The 17,702-nt window shown below is 64.2% G+C and carries 19 protein-coding genes; 15 read left to right on the forward strand and 4 right to left on the reverse strand.

Annotation, left to right across the window (positions count from 1 at the left end; translation table 11 throughout):
- The first annotated feature begins 245 nt into the window (after window positions 1-245).
- Both htpX and ACVW16_RS26910 read left to right on the forward strand, forming a co-directional pair.
- Complete coding sequence (gene htpX / locus ACVW16_RS26905) at window positions 246-1,178, forward strand: zinc metalloprotease HtpX (RefSeq protein ID WP_456737840.1); 933 nt, start codon at window positions 246-248, stop codon at window positions 1,176-1,178.
- Window positions 1,179-1,305: 127 nt separating this feature from the next.
- Window positions 1,306-1,947 (forward strand): tetratricopeptide repeat protein, encoded by a 642-nt coding sequence (locus ACVW16_RS26910; RefSeq protein ID WP_456702032.1) that lies wholly within the window; start codon window positions 1,306-1,308, stop codon window positions 1,945-1,947.
- Between the two features lie 54 nt (window positions 1,948-2,001).
- Here ACVW16_RS26910 and ACVW16_RS26915 read toward each other — a convergent pair whose 3' ends face one another.
- Window positions 2,002-2,349: a hypothetical protein gene (locus ACVW16_RS26915; RefSeq protein ID WP_456702033.1), complete on the reverse strand. Its 348-nt coding sequence runs from the start codon at window positions 2,347-2,349 to the stop codon at window positions 2,002-2,004.
- Window positions 2,350-2,507: 158 nt separating this feature from the next.
- Window positions 2,508-3,317, reverse strand: a complete 810-nt coding sequence (locus tag ACVW16_RS26920; protein ID WP_456702034.1) for a hypothetical protein — start codon at window positions 3,315-3,317, stop codon at window positions 2,508-2,510.
- 218 nt (window positions 3,318-3,535) lie between these two features.
- On the opposite strand from ACVW16_RS26920, the gene ACVW16_RS26925 reads away from it, so the two are divergent.
- Window positions 3,536-3,829 (forward strand): antibiotic biosynthesis monooxygenase, encoded by a 294-nt coding sequence (locus tag ACVW16_RS26925; RefSeq protein ID WP_074120044.1) that lies wholly within the window; start codon window positions 3,536-3,538, stop codon window positions 3,827-3,829.
- A 106-nt stretch (window positions 3,830-3,935) separates the two neighbouring features.
- Here the strand turns inward: ACVW16_RS26925 and ACVW16_RS26930 are convergent, their stop codons facing one another.
- Complete coding sequence (locus ACVW16_RS26930) at window positions 3,936-5,381, reverse strand: helix-turn-helix domain-containing protein (RefSeq protein WP_456737841.1); 1,446 nt, start codon at window positions 5,379-5,381, stop codon at window positions 3,936-3,938.
- Between the two features lie 233 nt (window positions 5,382-5,614).
- Between ACVW16_RS26930 and ACVW16_RS26935 the strand changes: the two genes are divergently transcribed.
- The 3 genes from ACVW16_RS26935 to ACVW16_RS26945 all read left to right on the forward strand — a co-directional run bounded on the left by ACVW16_RS26935 (window position 5,615) and on the right by ACVW16_RS26945 (window position 8,225).
- On the forward strand, window positions 5,615-7,249 hold the full coding sequence (locus tag ACVW16_RS26935; RefSeq protein ID WP_456737842.1) for an isocitrate lyase: 1,635 nt from the start codon (window positions 5,615-5,617) through the stop codon (window positions 7,247-7,249).
- 23 nt (window positions 7,250-7,272) lie between these two features.
- Complete coding sequence (locus ACVW16_RS26940; RefSeq protein ID WP_008137787.1) at window positions 7,273-7,482, forward strand: DUF4170 domain-containing protein; 210 nt, start codon at window positions 7,273-7,275, stop codon at window positions 7,480-7,482.
- 188 nt (window positions 7,483-7,670) lie between these two features.
- Window positions 7,671-8,225 carry a hypothetical protein gene (locus tag ACVW16_RS26945; RefSeq protein ID WP_456702036.1) on the forward strand — a complete coding sequence of 185 codons (555 nt, stop codon included), beginning with the start codon at window positions 7,671-7,673 and terminating at the stop codon, window positions 8,223-8,225.
- A gap of 15 nt (window positions 8,226-8,240) precedes the next feature.
- Here ACVW16_RS26945 and ACVW16_RS26950 read toward each other — a convergent pair whose 3' ends face one another.
- A complete protein-coding gene (locus tag ACVW16_RS26950; RefSeq protein WP_456702037.1) occupies window positions 8,241-9,134 on the reverse strand; it encodes a metallophosphoesterase family protein in 894 nt (297 codons plus the stop codon).
- Between the two features lie 92 nt (window positions 9,135-9,226).
- Between ACVW16_RS26950 and ACVW16_RS26955 the strand changes: the two genes are divergently transcribed.
- From ACVW16_RS26955 to ACVW16_RS26995, 9 genes are all read left to right on the forward strand, one after another.
- A complete protein-coding gene (locus ACVW16_RS26955; protein WP_456737843.1) occupies window positions 9,227-9,718 on the forward strand; it encodes an NUDIX domain-containing protein in 492 nt (163 codons plus the stop codon).
- A gap of 76 nt (window positions 9,719-9,794) precedes the next feature.
- Window positions 9,795-10,982, forward strand: coding sequence for a glycosyltransferase family 2 protein (locus ACVW16_RS26960; protein WP_456737844.1), 1,188 nt, complete (start codon window positions 9,795-9,797; stop codon window positions 10,980-10,982).
- A gap of 34 nt (window positions 10,983-11,016) precedes the next feature.
- The gene (locus ACVW16_RS26965) at window positions 11,017-12,126 is read left to right on the forward strand and encodes a hypothetical protein (RefSeq protein ID WP_456737845.1); all 1,110 of its coding nucleotides are present in this window, start codon (window positions 11,017-11,019) and stop codon (window positions 12,124-12,126) included.
- A 61-nt stretch (window positions 12,127-12,187) separates the two neighbouring features.
- Window positions 12,188-12,703, forward strand: coding sequence for a GNAT family N-acetyltransferase (locus ACVW16_RS26970; protein ID WP_456737846.1), 516 nt, complete (start codon window positions 12,188-12,190; stop codon window positions 12,701-12,703).
- A gap of 26 nt (window positions 12,704-12,729) precedes the next feature.
- Window positions 12,730-13,197: a hypothetical protein gene (locus ACVW16_RS26975; protein ID WP_456737847.1), complete on the forward strand. Its 468-nt coding sequence runs from the start codon at window positions 12,730-12,732 to the stop codon at window positions 13,195-13,197.
- Window positions 13,198-13,311: 114 nt separating this feature from the next.
- Window positions 13,312-14,082 (forward strand): IclR family transcriptional regulator, encoded by a 771-nt coding sequence (locus tag ACVW16_RS26980; protein WP_456702043.1) that lies wholly within the window; start codon window positions 13,312-13,314, stop codon window positions 14,080-14,082.
- Between the two features lie 239 nt (window positions 14,083-14,321).
- Window positions 14,322-15,641, forward strand: a complete 1,320-nt coding sequence (locus ACVW16_RS26985; protein WP_456737848.1) for an MFS transporter — start codon at window positions 14,322-14,324, stop codon at window positions 15,639-15,641.
- Window positions 15,642-15,650: 9 nt separating this feature from the next.
- Window positions 15,651-17,267 carry an N-acyl-D-amino-acid deacylase family protein gene (locus ACVW16_RS26990; protein WP_456737849.1) on the forward strand — a complete coding sequence of 539 codons (1,617 nt, stop codon included), beginning with the start codon at window positions 15,651-15,653 and terminating at the stop codon, window positions 17,265-17,267.
- A 40-nt stretch (window positions 17,268-17,307) separates the two neighbouring features.
- Window positions 17,308-17,691, forward strand: a complete 384-nt coding sequence (locus ACVW16_RS26995; protein WP_456702046.1) for a RidA family protein — start codon at window positions 17,308-17,310, stop codon at window positions 17,689-17,691.
- Window positions 17,692-17,702 lie beyond the last annotated feature (11 nt).

Consider the following 17,702-nt stretch of genomic DNA (forward strand, 5'->3'; position numbering starts at 1 on the left):
CCCAAAGGACCGCTCGGCGTGCCGGCTGGCGCCGATTAAGCCGAAGCTGCGCTTTCTAATGTTATAAACTACAGCGTGTGTTTTTGGGTAAATGCTGGTCAACTTTTAGTGACGGCGAAACGATGATCGCGCATCTCGCCGCGGCCGGGCGACGCACCAGCATGACCTTGCACCGACCCGCTGCTTTCCTACTTCGAGGGGCGCCGGCCAAAGGCGGTCGCCTTGGCAGGCCAGGGGAGACGGCCATGAACTATCTGCGTACCGCAATGCTTCTCGCCGGCCTCACCGCCCTGTTCATGGGCGTGGGCTATCTGATCGGCGGCGCGGGCGGCGCCATGATCGCGCTCGTGATTGCGGCCGCGACCAATCTCTTCACCTACTGGAACTCCGACCGCGCTGTGCTCTCGATGTACGGCGCCCATGAGGTCGATCGTCGCAGCGCTCCGGAGCTGGTCGATCTCGTCGCCGAGCTGGCGGGCCGTGCGGGCCTGCCGATGCCGCGCCTATTCCTGATGGACGAACCACAGCCCAACGCGTTCGCGACGGGGCGCAATCCCGAGAATGCCGCGGTGGCCGTTACCACGGGTCTGGTGCGCCAGCTCAGTCGCGAGGAGCTTGCCGGGGTGATCGCGCACGAGCTTGCGCATATCAAGCATCACGACACGCTGCTCATGACGGTGACCGCGACGATCGCGGGCGCCATTTCGATGCTGGCGCAGTTCGGCATGTTCTTCGGGGGCAACCGCGACAATAACGGTCCGGGCATCGTCGGCTCCATCCTGATGATGATCCTGGCGCCGCTCGGGGCCATGCTGGTGCAGATGGCGATCAGCCGGACCCGCGAATACGCCGCCGACGATCTCGGCGCGCGCATCGCGGGCCAGCCGATGTGGCTTGCCTCGGCGCTACTCAAGATCGAGAGCGCGGCGCATCAGGTGCCGAATGTCGAGGCCGAGCGAAACCCTGCGACCGCGCACATGTTCATCATCAACCCGCTGTCGGGCCATGGCGTCGACAATCTCTTCGCCACCCATCCCTCGACGCAGAACCGCATCGCCGCGCTCCAGCGGCTCGCGGCCGAGCTCGGCACGCAAGCCGCGCCGTCCGTCGGCGCCAACGAGAACTATCCGGCGCATGGCCCGTGGGGCCGCTCGTCGTCGCGTGGCCCCTGGGGCTGACACGGAGATTCTGCCTCGTTTTGTGACCTGGCGCACAGAGGGCCTGCCCGGCCGGTGTTAACACCTCACCGAGAGTGTTCCTTCGAAAGGGGATGCGTGGCCGGGCCTTTGCCTGCCACCGTCGAAGATGACCAGAGCTGCCGTGCCATTGTTGATCGTCCTGGGCGTGGCCATTGGCCTGTCCACGCACACGGTCGTGAATTGCGGCGATGAGGACGACCCCGACATTTGCTCGGCGGTGATCGGCTTCTCGCCGTTGCGCGGCTCCCTGATCGCCTTCGCTTATGAGGGGCGCGGGCGGATCGCGCTGCGCCACGGCGACAATGGCCGGGCGATCACCGATTTCAGCGAGGCCATTCACCTCAATCCCAACAGGGCCTCGCTCTATCGCGATCGCGCGACGGCCTACCGGCAGAACGGCGAGCAGGAGCTTGCGATCGCCGATTATGACGAGGCGATTGCGCTCGATCCCAAACCCGCCGCGCCCTATCACGAGCGCGGCCTCGCGCTCGCTGCCAAGGGCGATCTCGACCGCGCGATCCTGAGCTACAGCACGGCGGTCCGCCTCGACCCCACAGACGCGCAGGCCCGCCTCGACCGCGGCCTTGCATTCCTCGCCCGCGGCCAGGCCGCTGATGCCGGCGCCGACTTCGAGGCGGCCCTCGCGCTGCCTCCCGGCAAGGATAGCCGGACCCACGACGCCGCGCGCGCCAAGCTCGCCGAACTCACGCATGCCGAGCCGACGCAGGTTTCGGCGCCGCGGCAGTGAAACTTGGTCGCGGCGAGCCACCCTCTCTCGCAAGGGAAAGCGAACAAAGCGCGACTACTTCGCCTTCTTGGCCTTCTTCGCCTTTGCAGCCTTCTTCGCCGGCTTTTCCTTCGCAGGCTTCTCCGCCTTGACCGCGACGGGCGTGCTGGCGACGAGCCGCATGGCGCGGGCGTAGCTGTCGGCGACGTTGTCTGCGGACATCTGAAGGCGCCTTGCGGCGGCGGTGGCCTGCTCCATGGTGGCCTTGGCCATCATCTTGAAGCGAGCGCCGGTCTCGTTGCCTTTGGCCTTGGCTGCAAGGCCGTTGAAGCGATCCCGCCGCTGCTTGGCGCGGGATATCAAGCCCGTATGCAGCTGTCTGGCCAATTGCCGGATCACGACATCCAGGTCGGCGTCCGCCATGTCTTCCATCCCTTTCGAAACAGTCCCAATCGATGCGGCCGGACTATGCAGATCAGCCCCCACCTTGGCAATTCCCGGTGGGCCGTCATCCGCAGCTTCCGGCACCCAAAACAAAAAGCCGCGCTTTTCACGCGGCTTTTGCGAATCTGCCGGGCCCGTTATTTCAGCGAGGCGACCGGTCCGCTCGAAGCCGCTGCCGGATCGGGGTCGAAGCCGAACACGCCGACCAGATATTTGTAATAGTCCGGCATCTTCTCCTTGAGCGCTTCGCGGGTCTTCGGGTCCTGGTAATCGCTCTTGCCGGCCAGGAAGATGCTGGCGGTCACCGCAAAGAACTCCATGTGATTCTTCATCGCATAGGCGTCCTTGGGCAGGAGATCCTTGGACTTGGCATAAGCGTAATAGCTGATCACGCCCTTGTTGGCGTAGCCGTCCGGCAGCAGCCTCGCGTGATAAGCGTGCAGCATCTCATGCAGCAGCACGGCCTCCTTCTCGTAACGCATCATGTCCGGCCGGACCATGATCACGCCGAGCCCGGAATCGACGGCGAGGTCGACCGCATTCGGGTTGGTCCAGCGTTGCGTGTCGTGGTCCCACACCGTCAGCGTCCGCGGCGTGCTGCGCTGGAGGTCCGGCGTGACCCGGCCGTAGCACGCGGTCGCGGCGCCCTCGTCGAGACAGGCGAGCTCGCTCGCGATGATCGGAACGGTGCGGAAGAAGCGCATCACGCGCGGCGAGAGGCCGGCGGCCTCCACGACGTCGATCTGCTGCTTCAGATTATCGGTGAGCTTGTCGAGGTCCTTGCGATCGGACGCCTCCGACAGGTCGAACATGTAGCCGCGATAGCTCTGAAACCCCGGCGGCAGCTTCGCGGCAGCGGCCGATGCGACGTCGAGAGAGCCGGCGTGGGACGGATTGGCGAACAGCGCGCCGACAATGGTCGCGGTCAGCAGCAACGCAATGCGCATATGAACCCCCTGATGTCACTTCACGCGGCAGGATAGGCTGCCGTTGTTTGCGAAAAGTGAGTGGGGCGAGACTAAGCCAGCGATGTTGAGGCGTGCTTAAATCCCGGTTGCAGATCGGCGGCGCGGGTTAGGGCAGGGTTAACCAAGCCGTAGATCGCAGGCGCGCTTGGGCGTAGCATGCTCTCGGGCACCACGCCCACATCGATAGGGAGGATGCCATGTATGCCGCCATCCGTCAGGCCAAGGCGAAGAGTGGAAGCGCCGAAGAGCTGGCGCGCCGCATCAAGGACGGCGCCGTTCCGATCATCAGCGACGTCGACGGCTTCAGGGCCTATTACGTGGTCTACGCCGGCGACGACACGGTGACCGCGATCTCCATCTTCGACAAGTTCGAGCAGGCCGAGGAGGCGAACAAGCGCGCCATCGCCTGGATCGAGAAGGACCTGGGCTCGCTGCTCGCAGGGCATGCGAGCGCTGCGGCGGGGCCGGTGATCGTGCATACGCTGGCGTGAGTCCTCGTCGTTGCGAGGAGCGAAGCGACGAAGCAATCCAGCTTGCGGAGACAGCCTGGATTGCTTCGCTTCGCTCGCAATGACGAGACGGAGGAGAGAGCGTGCCTCACAGCTCCCTCGCATTCGAGAACGCGAAACTCGACACCCTTCTCGTCGTCTCGTCCAGGATCAGCGTGCGCGTGATCGGCGGCTCGGCGCGCTGGGCGCAGTTTTCGCGCTCGCAGAGGCGGCAGTTGACGCCGATCGGCGTGCCCTCGGTTTTCTCGAGATCGATGCCGGCGGCGTAGGTCAGGCGTGCGGCGTGGCGGATCTCGCAGCCGAGTCCGATGGCAAAGCGCGGCTGCGGCAGCGGGTGCGGCGCGACCGGACGACGCACCATCTGCGCAATCGAGAAATAGCGCGTGCCGTCGGACAGTTCGATCACCTGCTTCAACAGGCGATCAGGCGTGTCGAAGGTCGAGTGCACGTTCCACAGCGGACAGGTGCCGCCGAATTTCGAAAACGGGAAGGTGCCGGATGAAAACCGCTTCGACACGTTGCCGGCATTGTCGACGCGCAGCAGGAAGAACGGGATGCCGCGAGCGTTTGGGCGCTGCAGCGTGGTGAGGCGATGGCAGACCTGCTCGAAGCCGGAATTGAAGCGCTGGGCCAGCACGTGGATGTCGTAATTGAGCGCTTCGGCCGCCGCGAGGAAGGCCGGGTAGGGCATCATCACGGCTGCTGCAAAATAATTGCCGAGCGTGATCCGGAACAGCCGCCGCGGCGCGTCATCGAGCGGGCCGGCGCGACCGATGATGGTCTCAAGGGCTTGCGCGCATTCCCCTAAGCCGAGCTGGAAGGCGAGCTGGAAGGCTCGACCGGGTGGATCCACCAGCTCCGAGATCAGGAGCTGGCGGCGGTGGCGATCGAAACGACGCAGCGTCTCCCGCATCACGTCGACGGGCATGATCCGGGTCTGGATCGAATGCTTTTCGCGAAGGCGATTGACGAGCGCCGCATAGAGTTCCTCGGCCGGGACGTTCAGTTCGTCGCGCAGGTTTTCCGCGGCCTGTTCGAGCTCCGGAAAATAATTGCGGTTGGCCTCGATCAGCTCGCGCACGCGCTCGACCGGATTGGCCTCGTAGCGCGTGCCGACGTCGCGGTCCGCCATTTGCGCGGCCGCCAGCGTCTCGCCCTGGCGGGCCTCAGTATAGGCGGCATACAGTCGTTGCAGCGCATGGGTGACCCCGGGGCAGAGCTCGGCGAGGTCGCGCAGCTCCTGCTTGGGAACGTCGATCTGGCGGAACAGCGGATCGGAGAAGATCTCGTTGAGCTCGGCGAAGAAGCGGTCCTCGTCGGCGGTGGCGAGGTCGCGCAGATCGAGGTCATAGGTCTCCGCCAGCCGCAGCAGGATCTGCGCCGTCACCGGGCGCTGGTTCCGCTCGATCAGATTGACGTAGCTCGGCGAGATCCCGAGCCCCTCGGCAATCTGGGTCTGCGACAGCCCCAATTGCTGGCGGATCCTCCGGAAGCGCGGGCCGACGAACAGTTTCTTCCCGGATTCGGCGGGCATTGTCAGGTCTCCAGAGTGATCAAGGTCAGCATTTCTGACCTATAATTTACAAAATTTACAAAATTACATCTACTACATGTTCTGATGTTACATGACATCACCATTCAATTACAAGGGATCTGTACGAACTTCTGTTTCTGGCGTTTATCTCACGCCACGCATTTCGCAATGCATTGTCAAAAATGTCGATGACGGGCCTATCGCTCCGCCATCCGTCGAGAAGGATAAGGCACATGAACTACCAGCCTCGCGGCATCAGCACCCTCCAGGGCCCGGCTTCCTATCAGAGCGAAGTCGAAGCGGCCCAGGCGCTCCTTGAGACCCAGCCGACCTGGAACGGCGTGTCAGCCGAGGCCGTCGCCCGCATGCGCCTGCAGAACCGCTTCAAGACCGGTCTCGACATCGCCCGCTACACCGCGGCGCTGATGCGGGCCGACATGGCGGCCTATGACAAGGATCCGACCAAGTACACCCAGTCGCTCGGTTGCTGGCACGGGTTCATCGCCCAGCAGAAGCTGATCTCGGTCAAGAAGCACTTTGGTGGCAAGACCGATCGCACCTATCTCTACCTCTCCGGCTGGATGATCGCGGCATTGCGCTCCGAGTTCGGACCGCTGCCCGACCAGTCGATGCACGAGAAGACCGCGGTGCCGGCGCTGATCGAGGAGCTCTACACCTTCCTTCGTCAGGCGGATTCCCGTGAGCTCAACGATATCTTCCGCGCGCTCGACAAGGCGCGCAAGGAAGGTGACAAGACGCGCGAGAAGGAGCTGATCGCGAAGATCGACAACTTCCAGACCCATGTCGTGCCTGTCATCGCCGACATCGACGCGGGCTTCGGCAACGCCGAGGCGACCTATCTTCTCGCCAAGAAGATGATCGAAGCGGGCGCCTGCGCGCTCCAGATCGAGAACCAGGTCTCCGACGAGAAGCAGTGCGGTCACCAGGACGGCAAGGTCACGGTTCCGCACGAGGTGTTCATTGCCAAGATCCGCGCCTGCCGCCATGCTTTCCTCGAGCTCGGCGTCGAAGACGGCATCATCGTCACCCGGACCGACTCGCTCGGCGCTGGTCTCACGCAGCAGATCGCCGTGAGCCACAAGCCGGGCGACATCGGCGACCAGTACAACAGCTTCCTCGATTGCGAGGACATCACCGCGGAGAACGCCCGCAACGGCGACGTCATCATCAACCGCAACGGCAAGATGATGCGCCCGAAGCGGTTGCCCTCGAACCTCTATCAGTTCCGTCCCGGCACGGGCGAGGACCGCTGCGTGCTCGACAGCATCACCTCACTGCAGAACGGCGCGGACCTGCTCTGGATCGAGACCGAGAAGCCGCATATCGAGCAGATCGCCAAGATGGTCGACCGCATCCGTCAGGTCGTCCCGAACGCCAAGCTCGCCTACAACAACTCGCCGTCGTTCAACTGGACCATCAACTTCCGTTGGCAGGTCTATGACGCGTGGAAGGAGGCGGGCAAGGATGTCAGCAAGTACAGCCGCGCCGAGCTGATGAAGCCGGAATACGACGATACTCCGCTGGCCATCGAAGCCGACGAGCGCATCCGCACCTTCCAGGCGGACTCGGCCAAGCGCGCCGGCATCTTCCACCATCTGATCACGCTGCCGACCTACCACACGGCCGCGCTGTCCACCGACAACCTCGCGAAGGAATATTTCGGGGAGCAGGGCATGCTCGGCTACGTCAAGAACGTGCAGCGCCAGGAGATCCGTCAGGGCATCGCCTGCGCCAAGCATCAGAACATGGCCGGCTCCGATATCGGCGACGACCACAAGGAATACTTCGCAGGTGAAGCTGCCCTCAAGGCGGGCGGCGCCCACAACACGATGAACCAGTTCGGCTAACGCCACTCAACAGGAGACTGACAATGACCAAAGGCAGCAATTTCTGGGTGATCGGCGGCGAGTTCGGCTCGATGAACTTCCACAAGCTCGTCGAAGGCTCGGCCCAGGTTCAGGGTCCTTTCAAGACCCGCAAGGAGGCCGAAGACGCCTGGCGCTCGGTTTCGGAAGAGAACCGCCACAAAGCCGGCGTCCGTTTCTCGATCGTGGAAGAGCCGTCGCGGGTTTCGGCCTGACGGCTGCCTGACAAATAGAAGAAGACGTCCAAGGACGGAGGGTCCCATCCGGCGCAAGCCGGGTGGGATCGTCTGTTTTTGGCACACATGGATGGCCTGTGGGCGCTGTAAGTATCTGGAATTGTGGCCCTTTGCGGAGATCATGGTTGCTGATAGGTTAACGGCGTCGAGTAAGGACGAGGCCGACAATGTCAGAGCCCGAGACCAGCGGTATCAATCCCGGCCAGCCCCGCCCGGTGCGGCTGCGCGATGCGCTGTTGCGCGCGCGGATCGAGGCCGCTGATCGGACCGGGGTCGTCGTCGACCTCCGGGATGCCGAGGTGGCACGGCTCGAAATCCTCAACGACGCGCTCGATCCCCTGTTCGCGCAGGTGCCGGACAAGATCGATTTGTTCGACCGCGGCATCAGCCAGGGCGATACGCCGAGACTCTGGATCGACGTCGTCGCCCACATCATCATGGGCCGCGACAAGCGGCAGTACCGCTTCGTCCAGGACACCCGCTTCGGCCGCATCGTGCTCGCCGAATCGCACGACACTTCCGTCATCGTCGAAGCCGTCACCGACTACGTCGCCCGCCGCATGATCGAGCGCGAGCATGCGATGGTCGTGCCATCGGAGCCGAAGCCCGAGGTTGCGGAGCCACCGCGCCGCTCGCGCGTCTGGCCGTTCGTGCTCGGATTCATTCTCGGAGCCGCCGCACTGTTCGGCCTCGCCCTGCTCGCGGAATTGCGGAGCTGGTGACAATCCTTCAGCGACCTACACCAGCCGTGCGCGCTTGATCTCGCGGACCTGCATGGCGTGATCGATGCTTCGCACGATCTGCTCGCAGCGCCAGCCGGCATTGTCCTTCTCGATTCTGAACAGATTGTAGGCTGCCGCCGGATAGTGCCCGTGTGCGAGCGCGGACGCCGACGGCACGCCGATCGCGGGAATGTTGCCGTTGCGGCCTTCGAACCACATCGTCGAGTGGATGTGGTCGTGCCCGTGCAGGACCAGTTCGACGCCGTGACGCTTGAGCAGCGCAAGCAGCGCAGCCGAGTCCGTCAGCCGCTTCTGGCGCGCGTCGGATTTCAGCGGGTGATGCACCAGCAACACCCGGAAGACGTCCTCGGCCGCGAGCTGGTCGAGCACGCGTTCGAGATCGACGAGTTGATCGCGTCCGAGCGTGCCCGTCGCCATCAAGGGTGCGGTCGGCACCGCGCTGGAGAGGCTGATCAGTGCGGTCGGCCCGCGGCGGCGCAGGCTCGGAAAGCCGACCCTGCCGTCGTCGCTTGTGAGATAAGGCGCGAAGGTCTCGCCAAAGCGGTGATACGTGGCCCGGACATAGGCATCGTGATTGCCCGGGATCGTCGTGACGCGGTCGGGCGGGCCGACCTCGTCGAGCCAGGCGCGGGCGGGCGCGAACTCCGCCTCCATCGCCAGGTTGACGAGATCGCCTGTGACCGCGATGTGGTCGGGCGCCTGCGCCCGCAGATCGGCGACCAGCGCGTCGAGCACCTCGCGGCGCTGGTATTTGTGGCGGTTGCGCGACCAGTTGACATAGCCGAGCACACGCTTGCCGGCGAGCTCGATCAGCCGCGGCTTCGGCAGGGGCGGCAGATGCGGGTCGGACAGATGGGCGAGCGTGAAAGGTGCCGAGAAGGATGTCATCGCGCGCGATTGCCTCGCTATTCCCTTGCTGTAATGGCAAGGTCGCGCCAACTGCGCAAGCGAAGCCTGAAAAGGCGCATCATGAGAGGCCGATGGGGAAGCGCCTGGACGAGATCCGACGGAGATTCGAGCCGCTGCTGCGGCACGTCTTCCACGCCTATTTCCTGGTGGTGCGTGGCATGACCCTGGGCGTCCGCGCCGTGGTGCTGGATGCCGACAACAAGGTGTTTCTGGTCAAGCACAGCTACGTCGCGGGCTGGTACCTGCCCGGTGGCGGCGTCGACTTTGGCGAGACCATGGAACAGGCGATGCGCCGCGAGCTCAAGGAGGAGGGTGATATCGACGTGACCGGGGAAGCCGTGCTGCACGGCATCTTCCTCAACAGCCATATCTCCCGCCGCGACCACGTCGCGGTCTACGTGGTCAGGCATTTCCGGCTGGACCGGCTGCCTGCGCCGAACCGCGAGATCATCGAATGCGGCTTCTTCGACCCCGCTGCGCTGCCGGAGGGCACGACGCGGGGCACGCGGCTGCGCATCGCGGAAGTGCTCGACGGCAAGCCGGTGATGGCGACGTGGCGGTGAGGGGTCCATCGACTCTGGCAGGCATAGGTGATAGATCGCGCGAAGTTTCCAGGCTTCCACGTTTCGGGCTGTCGACATGAGCACGCAAATGCCGGTTGTCGGCGAACGGAATGTTTCGTCCGATCTCGAGCTCACCATTTTGATGCCGTGCCTCAACGAGGCCGAGACGCTCGCGACCTGCATTGCCAAAGCACAGTCGTTCCTTCGGCGGACAGGGGTCGCCGGCGAGGTGTTGATTGCCGACAACGGCAGCACCGACGGCTCGCAGGATATCGCCAGGCGCGGAGGCGCACGCGTCGTCGACGTTCCCGTTCGCGGCTACGGGGCTGCGCTGCGGGCCGGGATCGCGACGGCGCGCGGCAGCTACATCGTGATGGGCGACGCCGACGACAGCTACAGCTTCGACCGCATCGACGCGTTCCTGGAGCGGCTGCGCGCGGGTGACGACCTGGTGATGGGCAACCGGTTTCGCGGCGGCATAGAACGAGGAGCGATGCCGTTTCTCCATCGCTATCTCGGCAATCCCGTCCTGAGCTGGTTTGGACGGCTCTTCTTCGGTTCGGGGCTTGGCGACTTTCACTGCGGCATGCGCGGCTTCTCCAAGGCCGCAGTGTCGCGGCTCGATCTGCGCACGACCGGGATGGAATTCGCAAGCGAGATGGTGGTGCGAGCGACCCTCGTCAGACTGAAGATTTCCGAGGTGCCGACCACGCTGTCGAAGGACGGACGATCCCGTCCGCCGCACCTGCGGACGTGGCGCGACGGCTGGCGTCACCTCAAGTTTCTGCTGCTGTATTCACCGAGATGGCTGTTCTTCTACCCTGGCGCGCTTCTGGTTGCGGTGGGCACTGCGCTCAGCGGCCTGCTTTTCTTTGGGCCGATCAGAATCGGTGGAATAGGATTCGACATTCGCACGATGCTGGTTGCGTGCACCTGCCTGATCGTGGGCATCCAGGCCATCTGCTTTGCGACGATTGCCCGCAGATTTGCAGCGGATTTGAACCTTCTTCCATCGCCGCGACTTGGCCGCGTCATCGACGCGTTCACGCTCGAGCGTTTCGTCTTTGGCGGCGCTGCGATCCTTGTGATCGGGATCGTCGGCCTGATCACGGCGGTGGCCAGGTGGGGTGAAGTCAATTTCGGATCGCTTGACGTCTCGAGCCTGCTTCGGGTGGTGGCTCTCTCCACGACCGCGATCACCGTCGGTGCCCAGCTGGTCTTTACGGGCTTTCTCGCCGGCCTCATGTCGATCAAGCAGTCGTAAGCACGCGTGTGCTCCGGGATTCAGTGGAAAGTCGATGAAAATTCTCAAGCTCGCTTTCGGCCTGGTCTGCCTGCTGATCCTTGCCGGCAATATGCGCACGTTGTCGCGCTGGACCGAAGCGCGCGGCGTCTATGACGACGTCTGCTATCTGCGTCAGGCTCACCTGTTTCAGCTTTATGGGGTCGGCGGCCTCGATACGGACGTCTCCCGAGACGGGGATCACTTCCTGGCGCGCAAGCTGAAGGAGATCGGCTTTCCGCAAGACAGGCTCGCGCCGTGCCATCCGCCGGCGAAGAGCGGCAAATACGTCTTGCAATATCCACCGGGAACCGGATTTCTGCTGGCTCTCTTTCCGGAAGGGCATCAGGTGGTCCCGCTTTATGCGGCTGCGAGCCTGATCGTGACAGGTTTCGCGCTGCTCGGCATCTTCGCCGCGCGGTCCGCTCAGACAGTCGTTGGAGCGGGCGTGTTCGGAGCCCTTGCCGTGTACATGATGATCAATCCGACGAAGGCCAGTTATTCCATGGCCCCGACGATGGCGATCTGCGCCGCCGCGGGGTATCTGACGGCGCATTGGCTGGCCATGGGCGAGCGTGAAAAATGGTCGGTATCGTTGATCGGTCTCCTGCTCGGATTGTCGGTCAATTTCAGACTGCCAAACCTGTTCCTGGTCGCAGGCTACGTTCTGTACCTGGGCATCGCATTCCTCCGCGCGCGTACCGGCGCATCATTCGTGCGAGGGTTGATCTTTTGTCTCGCCTATGTCGCCGGCATGATACCGACCTTGGTTGCCAACGCGATCAATGCCGGCAGTCCATTTGCGACGACCTACGGTTCGGAGGATGCCATCGGACCCGAATTCAACCTGGAAATTCTCGGCCATTATCTGCATGACCTGCAATTCGGGCTGATACTGCTCGCGATCGGATCGACCGCGTGGCTGCTGCGGATCGGCGACAACGGAGCACGGCAGGTCGCCCTCCTCGTCGCCGGCAATCTCCTGGTCAATCTCTTCTTCTTCCTGAGCCACCCGATTTTCACGCCCTACTACGTGGTTCCGGTCACCATGCTCTCGCTGTGGAGCGTTTGCTTCACCGGTGTCATGCGGCCGCCCCGGTTCGCCAGGGAGGGGCAGCTCGGATAGGTGGACTGCGACCCCGCTCCGGTGGACCTTGGCCTTTCCAGATGCTACTGCGCTAGCCGACATGAACGATCTCGCAATCACCATCAGTCCCGAAGCGCCGGGCGACGCCCAGGCAATCGAGCGGCTGCACGAGCGGACGTTCGGCCCGGGCCGTTTCGTGCTCAGCGCCTATCGCATCCGCGAGCACGTCGATCACCTGCTCGACGTCTCCTTCACCGCCCATATCGGCACGCTGCTGGTTGGCTCCGTCAGGCAATTGCCGGTCATGATCGGCGAGACACCCGCGCTGCTGCTCGGACCCCTCACGGTCGAGCCGCCGTTTCGCAGCCGCGGCATCGGCCGCATGCTGATGGAGCGGGCCTTGAAGGATGCGAAGGACAGAGGGCATCGCATCGTGCTGCTGGTCGGCGACGAGCCCTATTACAGCCAAGTCGGCTTCAGGCCGGTCGAGAAGGGCCGCGTTACCATGCCGGGCCCGGTCGATGCCGCGCGTATCCTGGTGTTCGAGCTCGTTGACGGCGCGTTTGCGGGCGTCTCGGGCACCGTCGCTCCCGACTGGAGCAAGGCGCGGGGATAGCGCACCAAGCACGGCTCGAGGCTCACATGTTCCGCGTGACGGCCGATACATTGCAGGCCTATGTCGATTTCGATCCGGAGCGAAAGCGCGATCTGATCGCGCTGCATGAGCTGGTCGTATCGGCCGCTCCAGCCCTCAAGCGCTACTTCCATCGCGGAACGCCGGCGGGAGAGGCGGGAATGCGCATGAGGATGATCGGCTATGGAAAGTTTCGCTACGCCGTCAGGTCAGGAACAAGCGTGGAGTGGCCGGTGATCGGCGTTGCGCTCCAGAAAAACTACATCAGCGTCTATGTGGCGGTGACCCGACACGGCGCGCCGGTCGTATCCCATTATGCCGGAAAGCTCGGCGAGCTACGGCTCGGAAACAACAACTTCAGTTTCGAGCGCTTCGACGACCTCCAGCATGATGCGGTATCGGCCCTGGTCGCCGAGGTTGCCGGCATCGTCAAAGCGGATCCTGAGAATCCCGTTCGCTACATGCAGGGCTCGTAATCTGCCGGGCCCCCTGTGATTCCAAAGCTTTGAATGCGAAAGCCTGACCCGCTATACCGTCGGCGCGGTTTATGCCAAAAACCGGTGGCGAAGCTGACAAAGGATTCTTGAAGTTTGGCTGCACCCAAGAAGGGCGCCCCGCCCGCGGAACGCCAGAACGGGATTGATCGGACCATCGATCTCCTGGAAGCGCTGCTGCATTTGCGTGCGCCGTCCAAGCTCAGCGAGCTCGCCAAGCAAATGGGCGCGCCGCGGTCGACGGTCTATGCCATCGCCAACCGCCTGATCGAGGCGGACCTGCTCGAGAGTGTCGGCGACGGCGGTCAGGTCTATTTCGGCAAGGCCGTGCACCTCTACGGGCGGGCCTATGCGGAGGCCAATCCCCTGCATCGCCGCTGCCGGGAAGCGCTCGACCGGCTGGCGACCCAGCACAGCGCGACAGCGCAACTCTGCGCCTTGCGCGGCCGCAAATATGTGGTGGTCGATACCAGGGACGGGTCGGGCCTGTTCAGGATCACGACGGATGTTGGCGTCGAAGTGCCGCTGCCGTGGACCGCATCCGGCCGGTTGCTGCTGGATCACATGAGCCCGGCGGAGATCCGCGCGTTCGTTCCGAAAGAGGATTTTCGCCTTCCGGACGGCCGCATGCTCGACATCGACGATTTCATCAGGGACGTGGCGCGCGCGCGGCGTGACGGCAGATGCGTGACGACGGCGCTGTCCGACCGGTTCACGTCATGTCTTGCCGCGCCCGTTCGTGACAAGAAGGGTGTCGCGGTCGCGACGCTTTGCTTCGTCGTGCCTGCGGATTCGGTGAAGGAGCGCAGGGCTGCGCTGCTCGACGATTTGGTCGCCACCGCAACCGAACTCTCGGACAATCACTGATTCATTGACCAGCAGCGCGACGGCCGATGCCGCTGTTGCTCTCGTCGCGGCCGAATCTGCGTCGAGGCCAGGCATTCTCGCATGTCCGCTCTTGACATCGTGTCGCGGGACTATCTAACGTGACGCTATAAGATAATACAGTCTACTATAAGAGACAATTTGGGTGCGGGCGCGGCGAGCTTTCCGGTTCTTTGTGTCGGGGAGCGGCGCGATCCTGCGTTTCCAGGCGAGGATTCAAAATGGCGAAGGCAGGCCAACAGGTACCCGGGCGACGCTGGCTGATCGGTTGTCTCCTCGGCGTCGGAATTCTCATCAACTACATCGATCGCGTCGGGCTCTCCGCCGCGACGCCGGAGCTCACCAAGGAGCTCGGACTCACCGCCACCGACATCGGGCTGCTCGGCAGCGCGTTCTTCTGGACCTATTCGCTGCTGCAAGTCCCCGGCGGCATGGTGCTCGACCGCTTCGGCGTCACCACGGTCGGCCGTGCGTCCAGCTTCCTCTGGGCCGTTGCCGCCACCATCACCGCGCTCGCCAGCGGTCTCTGGGGCATCGCCGCGGCGCGCCTGTTGCTCGGCGTCGCGGAGGCGCCGGCGTTTCCGGCCAGCCAGAAGGCAACCGGTCACTGGTTTCCGCTCGACGAACGCGCGCGCTCGACCGCGATCTTCGATTCCGCTGCAAAGTTCTCCAACGTGATCGGCGTGCCGCTGGTCGCCTATGTGATCTTTCTCTATGGCTGGCGCTGGGGCTTTGGCGTCACCGCGCTGCTGAGCTTCCTGTATTTCGTCGCCTATTACCTCATCTACCGGAATCCGAGTGAGGATCCGAAGCTCTCGAAGGCGGAGCATGACTACATCATCACCGGCGGCGGCACGCCGGAAGGTCCGGCCACGGCGGGACAGAGCCGCATGCTCGGTTATCTCCTGCGCAACCGCAAGGTCTGGGGGCTGACCATCGGCTTCTCCGCCTATGGTTACACCTTCTATCTCTTCCTCACCTGGTTGCCGGGCTATCTCGCCCAGACCATGCACATGAACCTGATGTCGGCCGCGGGCTATTCGACGATCCCCTGGATCTTCGCGACGTTGTCGGACCTGCTGATCGGCGGCTTCCTGGTCGATCATCTGATCGCGCGCGGCTACGACTCGACGCGCGTGCGCCAGTCGGTGATCATCGTCGGCATGCTGATGGGGCTCGCCGTGATCGGTGCCGCCTTCACCGTGAAGCCGGGCTGGGCGCTGCTGTGGTTGTCGATCGCGATCTCGGGGCTATCGGCCGCGGCGCCCGTCGGATCCTCGATCGTGTCGCTGATCGCGCCGAAGGGCGGGGCAGGAACCGTCGGCGGCATTCTGAATTTCACCAACAACATGATGGGCGTGCTCGCGCCGATCGTGACCGGCATCGTGGTCGACTGGACTCAATCCTTTGCCGGGGCTTTCATGATCGCAGGTGTCGTGCTGCTGATCGGCATCTTCTTCTATGTCGTGGTGCTCGGGCGGATCGAATCGATTCCCGATCTCGCCGAGGCGCCGTTGCCAAACGCCGTGCCGGTGCACTGAGGAGGGGGCATGCCCCAGAATTCCGAGAGCAAGGATACGGTCATCCGCAATGCCCGGCTGATCGACGGCACCGGCGCGCCGTGGTTCGAGGCCGATTTGCGCATCAGCGGCAGCCGAATCGCCGCGATCGGCGCCGCCTTGCCTGCTGATGGGGCCGATGTCATCGACGCGCGCGGATGCTATCTCGCGCCCGGCTTCATCGACGCCCATTGCCATGACGATTTGATCTGCCTGCGCGAGCCTGACAGACCGGAGAAGGTGTTGCAGGGCGTGACCACGCTCGTGGTCGGCAATTGCTGCTTCTCGCTCTATCCGTCGACCGCAGCCTCAGCCGAGATGCTGCGCCTGCACTTTTCGGGTCTCGCCGGCGAGACCCAGGCGAACGAAGTGTTCGACAGCTTCGACGGCTATCGGCGCGCCCTGGAAGGGCCGGGCGTGGCGCTCAACCTCGTCTCCCTGGTCGGACATGCCGCGATCCGGCTCGCCGTGCTCGGTTACGAGCGCCGCGCGGCGAGCAGCGAGGAGATCGCGACGATGCAGGCGCTGCTGGCGCAGCAGCTCGCGCAAGGCGCGGCCGGCCTGTCGCTCGGCCTCGTCTATCCGCCGAGTGCCTTTGCCGACGCCGATGAACTGATCGCGCTGGCAGAGACCGTCAGGGCACATGGCAAGCTGCTCACCGCGCATATCCGCAGCTATGAAGCAGGCCTGCTGCATTCCATCGACGAGTTCATTGCGATCCTGCGCGCATCAGGCGCGGCGGGGCTGCTGTCGCATCTGCAATCGGCGGGCAAGCCGAACTGGGGCGCGATCCCCAGGGCGCTCGACCGGCTCGAGGCCGCACGTGCCGAGGGGATCGACATCTCCTTCGACATGTATCCGTATCCCGCCGGCAGCTCCTACATGCTGCAATTGCTGCCGCCGGCCGCGCTCGAAGGTGGCATCGACGCGCTGCGCGAACGGCTGCGCGATCCCGTCAAGCGCGAGGCGCTGCGCGTGCTGGTGGAGGAGGGCGATCCCGATCCGCATGCGGCGCAGTCCAAGATCGTGCTGATCGGCTGGCACAATGTGCGCATCTCCGGCACCGGCAATCCCGAGCTGAAGCCGCTCGAGGGCAAGTCGATGGTCGATGCCGCGCGCGAGCTCGGCATCTCGCCGTTCGATCTGATGGTCCGCTGCATCGAGCAGGACCAGGGCCAGACCGGCATCATCATGTTCCAGCTCGACGAGGCCGATCTGCGCGCGGCCTTCACCCATCGCCTGCACATGGTCGGCTCCGACGGCATTCCGCGTCCGGGCACCAAGCCGCATCCGCGCGCCTATGGCAGCTTCCCGCGTGTCGCGGGCCGGCTGACGCGCGAGCAGGGCTGGTTCACGCTGGAAGATGCCGTGCGTCGGATGACCGCGATGCCCGCGCAGCGCTTCGGCCTGTCCGACCGCGGCATCTTGCGGCCGGGCATGATCGCCGATCTCACGCTGTTCGACGAGACCATCATGGACAAGGCGACCTTCGAGACGCCGACGGAAATGCCCGCAGGCATCCGCTCGGTCTTCGTTGCCGGCAAGGCCGTGGTGGCGGATGGACACAGCACCCTCGCACGGCCGGGCCGGGCCCTGGTCACGGGATGACGGCCCCGCCGTTTTAGTCTTCACACACAGGACGATACCAATGACGCTGATACGATACGGCGCGGCCGGCGGCACCGGCACCGGCGGCCAGCACCTTCCCTTTGCCCGCGCGGTGCAGGCCGACGGCTGGCTCTACGTCTCCGGCCAGACGCCGATGGAGAACGGCGAGGTGATCGAGGGCGGCATCATCCCGCAATCGCACAAGGCGATCCGCAACCTGCTCGCCATCCTGGCTGAAGCCGGCTATGAGCCCAAAGATGTCGTGCGCTGCGGCGTCTGGCTGGATGATCCCAGAGACTTTCAAAGCTTCAACAAGGTCTTCGCCGAGTATTTCGGCGCCAATCCGCCGGCGCGGGCCTGCGTGGTGTCGAGCATGGTGGTGGATTGCAAGGTGGAGATCGACTGCGTCGCCTATCGCAAGTGAGGCGCCCTGGA

The sequence above is a fragment of the Bradyrhizobium sp. USDA 4474 genome (genome assembly GCF_054057515.1).